This window comes from Bisbaumannia pacifica, from assembly GCF_007989625.1.
Lineage (GTDB): Bacteria > Pseudomonadota > Gammaproteobacteria > Pseudomonadales > Halomonadaceae > Bisbaumannia > Bisbaumannia pacifica.
The window spans coordinates 1-7,518 of sequence record NZ_BJUK01000080.1 but is presented as its reverse complement, the minus strand read 5'-3'; the positions used below and the strand labels follow the sequence as shown (position 1 = coordinate 7,518).

Below are 7,518 nucleotides of genomic sequence, written 5' to 3'. Positions count from 1 at the left end.
AGATGGCGGGCCCGAGTCGTTGTCGTGTGCTAAGCGGTGGATTACCGCGGGCTATGCCGGGATAACCCCAACTGCGCCAGGGTCATCTCGTCCAGATCGGCCACCGCTTCCACCCGCGCCAGCTCGGCATGGTAGTCCGGGCTCAGGAAGGGCTCGCCGGCCAGCAGGTGCTCCAGGTACTCGCGCGCCGGTCGTAGGCGCTCGGCGGTGGTCCCCGGAGCCGCCAGATAGACCCAGGCGTCACGGAGCCCCTCCGCGGTGTGGATCGGCAGGCGCCGCCGCAGATACTCGTGGGGATGTCCCTCGAAGGGATCCATGGCCTCGATCTGGGCCGGCGACATCAGCTCGAACAGCGCCCCCTCCACGCGGCTTCCCGGTGTCACCACCACATTGGCATGGGCGATGCCCGGCACGCGGGACGCCTTGTCGAAGGTCAGCCGGTAGTCCCGCAATACTCCGGCCAGGGCGCGCCGCGTCGCCCCGATCCGCGCCGCCACCCGGGCGACGTTCATATTGCTGCCGTAGGCAAAGTAGTAAGGCATTCAGTCGGCCTCGTTGATCACCCGGTCCACCTCTTCGATAGCCTTGACCACCAGCAGCAGGTTGCTGGCCCTGACGCCGGACTGCTTGAGATAGACCTCGGCGGCGGGGGCCACCTCACAGTTGGGCGGCAAGGACCCTTCGGCCTCGACCACCGCGGAGAGCCGAGCGATAAACACATAACGCAGCCACTGGGGCAGCTCCATGGTATCGACGCAGAACGGCTGCCGGCTGTCGAAGGCCGAGGCGGGGGGGCGACTCGCCGACCAGAGGTCGGCGGCCTTGAGGGTCGCTTCGAGGCGTTCCAGGGCGTGATCGAGCTCCTGATAAACCGTCATGATGTCTCCGCGCTTGGGCTATTGCCTTATTATCCCAGCCATGACGGCCCCTGGCCATCCCGCGCCCCACCGCGGCAGGCTGGCACGGCCGGCATGGCCATGGGGCTTGGGAGGAAATCAGGGCTGGCGCCTAGGGTACGGCGGCCTGCTGGGCGGCCAGCACCTTGCGCAAAAACTCCCGGGTGCGCGGGTCCCGGGGCTCGCTGAACAGCCGCGCCGGCGGCCCCTGCTCGACGATGCGCCCGCCCTCCATAAAGATCACCCGATCCGCCACGTCGCGGGCGAAGCCCATCTCGTGACTGACCACTAGCATGGTCTGGCGCTCGGCGGCCAGCTGCTTCATCAGTCCCAGCACCTCCTCCACCCACTCCGGGTCCAGCGCCGAGGTAGGCTCATCGAAGAGGATCACCTCGGCCTGGGCGGCCATGGCGCGGCCGATCCCCACCCGCTGCTGCTGCCCCCCGGAGAGGGAGGCAGGGTAGGCATCGGCCTTGTCCGCCAGGCCGATGCGCTCGAGGATCTCCCGGGCCCGGGCATGGGCCTTGGCCTTGGGCCAGCGGTTGACCACGATCAGGCCTTCGGCGATGTTCTCCAGGGCGGTCTTGTTGGCGAACAGCGCATAGTTCTGGAACACGAAGGCGGTGCAGCGGCGCAGGGCCAGGATCTCCCGGCGGCTGACCTTCTGGGTATCGAGGCGCAGCTCGCCGACTTCCAGGTACCCCGCGTCCGGGCGCTCCAGGAAGTTGAGGCAGCGCAGCAGGGTCGATTTGCCGGTGCCCGAGGGCCCGATCACCACGATGATCTCGCCCTGCTGGATCTCCAGGTCGATGGCGTCCAGCACCAGGCTGTCGCCGAAGCGCTTGGTGAGTCCCTGTACTCGAATCATCGCTGATAGGCCTCGTTGAGTCGCGCCTCGAGCCGTCGCTGCAGCCAGGCCAGGAGTTCGACGATGCCCCAGTAGAGCAGCGCCACGGTGATAAAGGCCTCGAAATAGAGAAAACTCCCCGCCGCCTCCTTCTGGGTGGCCCCCATCAGTTCGGTGACCCCCAGGGTAAAGGCCAGGGAGGTGGCCTTGATCATGTCGATGAAGTAGTTCATCAGGGTGGGCACCGCCACCCGGGTCGCCTGGGGCAGCACGATACGCCGCATCAGTTGCCCGCGGGTCATGCCGATGGCCAACGCCGCCTCCGTCTGGCTGCGATCGACGCCGACGATGGCGGCGCGGATCGACTCCGCCATATAGGCGGCAAAGTGCAGGGTCAGGCCCATGATGGCGGCGGTGATGCCGTTGATCTGGGTCAGGGCACTGAAGATCTGCGGCAGGCCATAGTAGAAGAGGAACAGCTGCACCAGCAGCGGCGTGCCGCGAAAGAAAGAGATAAACAGCAGGGTCGCGCCGTTCAGCCCAGGGATCCTCAGCACCCGCACCACCGCCAGGGCACAGGCCAGCGCCAGCGCCAATACCATACCGAGTGCCGCCATCTGCAGGGTCAGGGGCAGATAGCGCAGCAGGATCGGCAGCAGCTCGACCATATAGCCGACGTCAAGAATGGCCATGGGGCCCTCCGCTTAGGGACGGGTGATATCGGTACCGAACCAGCGCTCGGAGATCTCCGCCAGCCGCCCCTGCTCGCGCAGCGTCGCCAGGGCGGCGTCGACCCGTTCGCGCCACTCGCGACCAGCCTCGTCATCGCGGAATGGCAGGGCGTTGCGAATCTCGGAGAAGGGCTGGCCGGCCAGCTGCAACGGCAGCGGCGTCTCCTGGATCACCTGGCTGGCACTGACCCGATCCATCACGAAGGCATCCACCCGCCCCAGGGCGGTGTCCTGCTCGATATTGCTCTCGTAGGTGCGGATATCGATCTCATCGGCGAAGGGCAGCTCGCGCAGCAGCTGCTCGTAATTGGAGCCCAGGTTGACCGCCACCTGCTTGCCGCGCAGGTCCTCGACGCCGCTCACCTCGTCGTTGCCACGGCGTGTCACCACCTGGGCCCCGTCATAGACGTAGGGGGCGGTAAACAGGTACTTGGCTTCCCGCTCTTCGGTGATGGTGATCTGGTTGGCGATGGTATCGATCCGCCCCGACTCCAGCATGCCGAACAGGCCGGAGAAGTTGGCGGTCACGAAATTCACCTCGACGTCCAGCACCTCGGCCACGGCCTCCATGACATCCACCTCGAAGCCCTGCAGGACGTCCTGGCGCACGAAGGTGAAGGGAAAATAGCCGCCGGACATGCCGACACGCAGTTCATCGGCGCTGTCCTGGGCCTGGGCCAGGCCACCGACGGCCAGGCCGGCACCGAGCAGGGTAGCGAGAGTCAGCGAACGCAACATGGGAATCTCCTGGCAAGGAAATAATTTTAAGTAATAAAAATTATAATAGCTTATGCCTCTCAGAAAAATGCCCCGCCGACTCATCGCCGCCCTGCCCCACGGGGAAAACCCACAGAAGCCCTGAGTCAGCCTGTGGATAACCCCTGGACAAGGCGCGTATCGCGAGCCGCCACGCCGCTCCCCGCCAAGCGATCAATTCTTGATCATCCACGCGGCGTCGCGCGCCGTGAATTTCCTCGCGCCCCCCGGCTGACAAGGCTCCCCACCCGCGGTACAGTGCGCGACTCAGACGGGGAGGAGCCACCATGACGCCGATTCACAGCCTGCACGATTTCTTCACCCGCAGCGGTGCCGAGGTGCGCCTTTACCATCTGGGGCGCCGGGTGACTCCCCTGACCATGGCGGAACTGGCCCGCTTCGAGGCGTTAGAGGCGCCCTGGGCCGAGCCCTGGCAGGGTCAGGCCAGGCTGGCCTGCGTCTTCACCCTGGGCGATGCCCCGGAGCCATTGATCTGGTTCCTGGCCCTGCCCCTGGACGAACAGGGGCTACTGTCGCCGGCGCCCAGGGACGCCTTTATCCAGCGCCTGCTGGAGACCCTGGGGCGCAATGTGCAGCGACTCGGCGAGGCCCGCGACGAGGCCGATCACCTGATGCGCGACAACCCCCTGGCCTTTACGCCCTCCCTGCCCTTCCAGGCCCTGCTCCATGCCCGCGCCAGCCAGGACCTGGAGCGCCCCGCCAGCCAGCACCTGGAACTGGTGGAGGATTACCTGGCCGGCGAGCAGGCCGGCCACTGGCAGTCCCTGGGACTGCAGGGCCTGGCGGACTTCGCGGTACGCCACGACGATGCCCAGGCCCGGCACCTGGCATCGCGTCTGCCCCGGCTACCGGTGGAGGTCTTGCGTCCCCTGTGCCAGTGTCTAGAACATGTGGCGATCACGGCCGAGCTGGCATTGGCCCTGCGTGAACGCGGTGAACGAGCCGCCGAGGCCGGTGACCTGGAGACCCTGTGTGACTGCCTGCGCGCCCAGAGCCGCGGCCCGGCGGAGCCGGTAGCGGCCTGGTACGACGCCCTGCTGGCGGACCCGCATGCCTGCGGTCCCGACCTGCTGGCGGCCATGGCGGCCCGGGGCTGGGAGGCCCTGGAGGACGGTCAGCGCCTGCCGCGCTACCTGGCCCGACTGGCGGAGTCGCCCCAGGCCGACTTCACCGCCCTGGCGCGGGATCTGGCGTTGATTCCTCGGCTGCGCCTGCCGGTGCTGATGACCCTGCGCCAGGCGCCTCCCGAGTCGCCCATCGCCGCCCGCCTGGGTGGCCTGCGACGCGATCATTGAGCCCGGCAAGGAGACGGCGATGAAAGAGCTACCCTACGCGGTCAAGGCGGTGATCGGCCGCCGCGAGATGGTCACCCTGCCCCAGCTGGGGCTAAGCTTCTGCTGCAAGGTCGATACCGGGGCGCGCACCTCCTCGCTGCATGCCGAGGATATCGAATCCTTCGAGGAGGACGGCCACGTCTGGGTCAGCTTTACCACCCGGGCCGGCGGCCCCACGAGCCCGGCGCACCCGTTCAAGCTGCACCTCCATGATCGCCGCCAGGTGACCAGCTCCAACGGCCAGGCCGAGTGGCGCTATGTGATCCGCACCCCCATGCGCCTGGGCGAGCTGGAATTTCCCGTGCAGCTGACCCTGACCCATCGCGGCAACATGCGCCACCCCATGCTGCTGGGGCGCCGCGCCATGCGTGGCCTGCTGGTCGCCCCCGGCGCCACTTTCCTCCACGGTGAGCCCTGACGGGCACGGAGACTCTCGATGCATATCGCCCTGCTGTCGCGCAATCGCAACCTCTACTCCACCCGTCGCTTGATGGAAGCGGCCGAGCAACGTGGCCACACGGCCCGGGTGGTGGACACCCTGCGTTGCTACATGAACATCGCCTCGCACCGCCCGTCGATTCACTACAAGGGCGAAGAGATCGAGCCCTTCGATGCGGTGATCCCGCGTATCGGCGCCTCGGTGACCTTCTACGGCTGTGCGGTGCTACGCCAGTTCGAGATGATGGGAACCTATGTGCTCAATGACTCGGTGGCCATCACCCGCTCCCGGGATAAGCTGCGCTCCCTGCAGTTGCTCTCCCGCAAGGGGCTGGGCCTACCGATTACCGGCTTCGCGCATTCGCCTGACGATATCCCCGACCTGATCACCATGGTCAAGGGCGCCCCCCTGGTGATCAAGCTGCTGGAGGGGACCCAGGGCATCGGCGTGGTGCTGGCGGAGACCAACCAGGCCGCCGAATCGGTGATCCAGGCCTTTATGGGCATGAAGACCAATATCATGGTCCAGGAGTACATCAAGGAGGCCAAGGGCGCCGATATCCGCTGCCTGGTGATCGGCGACAAGGTGGTGGCCTCCATGAAGCGCCAGGCCGCCGAGGGCGAGTTCCGCTCCAACCTGCATCGCGGCGGGACCGCCAGCGTGATCCGCATCACCCCGGAAGAGCGCTCCACGGCGATTCGTGCCGCCAAGGCCATGGGGCTTCGGGTCGCGGGGGTCGACCTGCTACGCTCCAACCATGGGCCGGTCATCATGGAGGTCAATTCCTCGCCGGGCCTGCAGGGCATCGAGTCGGCCACCGGCAAGGATATCGCCGGGCTGATCATCGAACACCTGGAGAAGCACGCCGCCCCGGCTCGCAAGGCGCCGCCCAAGCCCAAGGGATGAGCGACAGGCGTCAAAAAGTAGCGATTTGTTGCCGTATCTCAAGGCCGCGGGGCGGTGGCCGATACCAAAGGTGCATAAAGCACAAAATATTGTCCCAGGGGGGTAGAAAAACAGTGTTTCCCCCCGCACAATCTGCGTCACCGGAGGAGGTGACTGCTCATGTTTCTCGATAATCGCCAGGTGGCGATGGACAGCGTGCTGGAAGCGCTGGCCGATAGTCTCGACTACTTCCAGGACAATCAGGAGCGCCTGCGCCCGACCCTGCGCGATAAACTCAAGCCCCACTATGAGCAGCGCCACACGGACCTCAAGGAGCTGCGGGAGATGGCCCGCAAGTACCTGCGCATCCTGCCGCGGGACGCCGACGTGGAACGGGACGACTACCTGTGGCTGTGGAGTCGCCTGAAGAGCTTCGTGGGCAACGACTGTCAGGTGCTGATCAACGAGCTGCTGGAGCAGGAGCGGGGCCTGATGCAGTCCCTGGCGACCCTCTACACTCACCCCCTGCCGGACGCCATCGAACCGCTGATCGAGCGCTGCCTCAAGGGCTGCCGCGCGCTGATCCGCGAACTCTACCGGCTGCAGAAACAGCGCCGCTAGGGGCCCATCGAGCCGAAGACGACGCAGGCCCGCCAACCATGGCGGGCCTGCTGTTTAAGCGCCCCTTCGTCGCTCTCCTTATGACTTACTCCCCTTGCCCCTGAGGCGTCACCGGCTCCAGGGGACCCGGCAGGCTAGAGGAGGGGCTCTCTTCCTCGGTCGATTCCACTTCTTCGATCGACGCTTCTCCCTGCGGCGTCACCGGCACAAGGGAACCCGGCAGACTAGAGGAGGGGCTCTCTTCCTCGGTCGATTCCACTTCCTCGATCGACGCTTCTCCCTGCGGTGTCACCGGCAGGGGCTCCAGGGGGCCCAGAAAATGAGGGTCCCGTCCCCACACATAGAGATCCCCCAGGGTGCCCAGGCGAGCCAGCCACTCGCGCAGCCGTAGCCGCCAGAGCCCATCCACCGGGCGGGTCGGTGCCACGCACCCCCACGCCTCAAGCCCCAGGGCATCGGCGATCAACAGGGCCCGGGGCAGGTGCCAGTCCTGGGTGATCAGCACGGCCCGCTCGACGCCGAAGACGTCCCGTGCCCGGGCCAGGGTGTCATAGGTGCTGAAGCCGGCGAAATCCATGGTCATGGCCTCGGCCGGCACCTGGCGGGCATTTAGCGCCTGCCACATGGCCTGGGGTTCGTTGTAGAAGCGAGTCCGGTTATCGCCGGAGATCAGCAGGTGCTCCACCCGCTCCAGGCGCACCATCCGGGCGGCGGCGTTCATGCGCGCCGCGAAATGCGGATTGGGGTGACCGCTGCGGGTCCAGCGGGAGGTGCCGAAGACGATGCCCACCGGGGCGGCCAGGCACCGAGACAGCTCGGGTTCGATCTGTTGCCGCGTCTGCTGCAGCACCCAGGCATTACCCGCCACCAACAGCAAAAGCGCCAGGAGGAGCCCCCCTCCCAGCGCCATCAGACCGATCTTGAGGACGCGTATTGCCCTTCGCCGCATCACCGCTCCTACGCCCTAACCGAAAACTGTCTGCGCTCG

The 7,518-nt window shown here is 66.5% G+C and carries 10 protein-coding genes; 4 read left to right on the top strand and 6 right to left on the bottom strand.

Annotated features, from left to right (window positions below):
- Positions 1–41: 41 nt before the first annotated feature.
- The 5 genes from HPA02_RS17735 to HPA02_RS17715 all read right to left on the bottom strand — a co-directional run bounded on the left by HPA02_RS17735 (position 42) and on the right by HPA02_RS17715 (position 3,212).
- Positions 42–542: a gamma-glutamylcyclotransferase family protein gene (locus tag HPA02_RS17735; RefSeq protein ID WP_146804535.1), complete on the bottom strand. Its 501-nt coding sequence runs from the start codon at positions 540–542 to the stop codon at positions 42–44.
- Entirely contained in the window at positions 543–878 is a 336-nt protein-coding gene (locus HPA02_RS17730; protein WP_146804534.1) for a YqcC family protein, read from the bottom strand.
- A 130-nt stretch (positions 879–1,008) separates the two neighbouring features.
- Positions 1,009–1,764, bottom strand: a complete 756-nt coding sequence (locus tag HPA02_RS17725) for an amino acid ABC transporter ATP-binding protein (protein WP_146804533.1) — start codon at positions 1,762–1,764, stop codon at positions 1,009–1,011.
- Positions 1,761–2,435, bottom strand: coding sequence for an amino acid ABC transporter permease (locus HPA02_RS17720; protein ID WP_146804532.1), 675 nt, complete (start codon positions 2,433–2,435; stop codon positions 1,761–1,763). The genes HPA02_RS17725 and HPA02_RS17720 overlap by 4 nt, the downstream gene beginning before the upstream one ends.
- Positions 2,436–2,447: 12 nt before the next feature.
- Positions 2,448–3,212, bottom strand: a complete 765-nt coding sequence (locus tag HPA02_RS17715) for an amino acid ABC transporter substrate-binding protein (protein WP_146804531.1) — start codon at positions 3,210–3,212, stop codon at positions 2,448–2,450.
- Positions 3,213–3,517: 305 nt separating this feature from the next.
- On the opposite strand from HPA02_RS17715, the gene HPA02_RS17710 reads away from it, so the two are divergent.
- The 4 genes from HPA02_RS17710 to HPA02_RS17695 all read left to right on the top strand — a co-directional run bounded on the left by HPA02_RS17710 (position 3,518) and on the right by HPA02_RS17695 (position 6,530).
- Positions 3,518–4,546 (top strand): DUF3549 family protein, encoded by a 1,029-nt coding sequence (locus HPA02_RS17710; protein WP_146804530.1) that lies wholly within the window; start codon positions 3,518–3,520, stop codon positions 4,544–4,546.
- 19 nt (positions 4,547–4,565) lie between these two features.
- On the top strand, positions 4,566–5,003 hold the full coding sequence (locus HPA02_RS17705; protein ID WP_146804529.1) for an ATP-dependent zinc protease family protein: 438 nt from the start codon (positions 4,566–4,568) through the stop codon (positions 5,001–5,003).
- Between the two features lie 18 nt (positions 5,004–5,021).
- Positions 5,022–5,930, top strand: coding sequence for a 30S ribosomal protein S6--L-glutamate ligase (gene rimK, locus HPA02_RS17700; RefSeq protein WP_146804528.1), 909 nt, complete (start codon positions 5,022–5,024; stop codon positions 5,928–5,930).
- Positions 5,931–6,089: 159 nt separating this feature from the next.
- On the top strand, positions 6,090–6,530 hold the full coding sequence (locus HPA02_RS17695) for a hypothetical protein (protein WP_146804527.1): 441 nt from the start codon (positions 6,090–6,092) through the stop codon (positions 6,528–6,530).
- A gap of 85 nt (positions 6,531–6,615) precedes the next feature.
- Here HPA02_RS17695 and HPA02_RS17690 read toward each other — a convergent pair whose 3' ends face one another.
- The gene (locus HPA02_RS17690; RefSeq protein ID WP_307725145.1) at positions 6,616–7,479 is read right to left on the bottom strand and encodes a SanA/YdcF family protein; all 864 of its coding nucleotides are present in this window, start codon (positions 7,477–7,479) and stop codon (positions 6,616–6,618) included.
- Positions 7,480–7,518: the final 39 nt, after the last annotated feature.

Excerpts from the sequence above, each read along its gene's own strand:
- HPA02_RS17735 (WP_146804535.1), bottom strand. The coding sequence starts at position 542 with ATGCCTTACTACTTTGCCTACGGCAGCAATATGAACGTCGCCCGGGTG.
- HPA02_RS17730 (WP_146804534.1), bottom strand. The coding sequence starts at position 878 with ATGACGGTTTATCAGGAGCTCGATCACGCCCTGGAACGCCTCGAAGCG.
- HPA02_RS17725 (WP_146804533.1), bottom strand. The coding sequence starts at position 1,764 with ATGATTCGAGTACAGGGACTCACCAAGCGCTTCGGCGACAGCCTGGTG.
- HPA02_RS17720 (WP_146804532.1), bottom strand. The coding sequence starts at position 2,435 with ATGGCCATTCTTGACGTCGGCTATATGGTCGAGCTGCTGCCGATCCTG.
- HPA02_RS17715 (WP_146804531.1), bottom strand. The coding sequence starts at position 3,212 with ATGTTGCGTTCGCTGACTCTCGCTACCCTGCTCGGTGCCGGCCTGGCC.
- HPA02_RS17710 (WP_146804530.1), top strand. The coding sequence starts at position 3,518 with ATGACGCCGATTCACAGCCTGCACGATTTCTTCACCCGCAGCGGTGCC.
- HPA02_RS17705 (WP_146804529.1), top strand. The coding sequence starts at position 4,566 with ATGAAAGAGCTACCCTACGCGGTCAAGGCGGTGATCGGCCGCCGCGAG.
- rimK (WP_146804528.1), top strand. The coding sequence starts at position 5,022 with ATGCATATCGCCCTGCTGTCGCGCAATCGCAACCTCTACTCCACCCGT.
- HPA02_RS17695 (WP_146804527.1), top strand. The coding sequence starts at position 6,090 with ATGTTTCTCGATAATCGCCAGGTGGCGATGGACAGCGTGCTGGAAGCG.
- HPA02_RS17690 (WP_307725145.1), bottom strand. The coding sequence starts at position 7,479 with ATGCGGCGAAGGGCAATACGCGTCCTCAAGATCGGTCTGATGGCGCTG.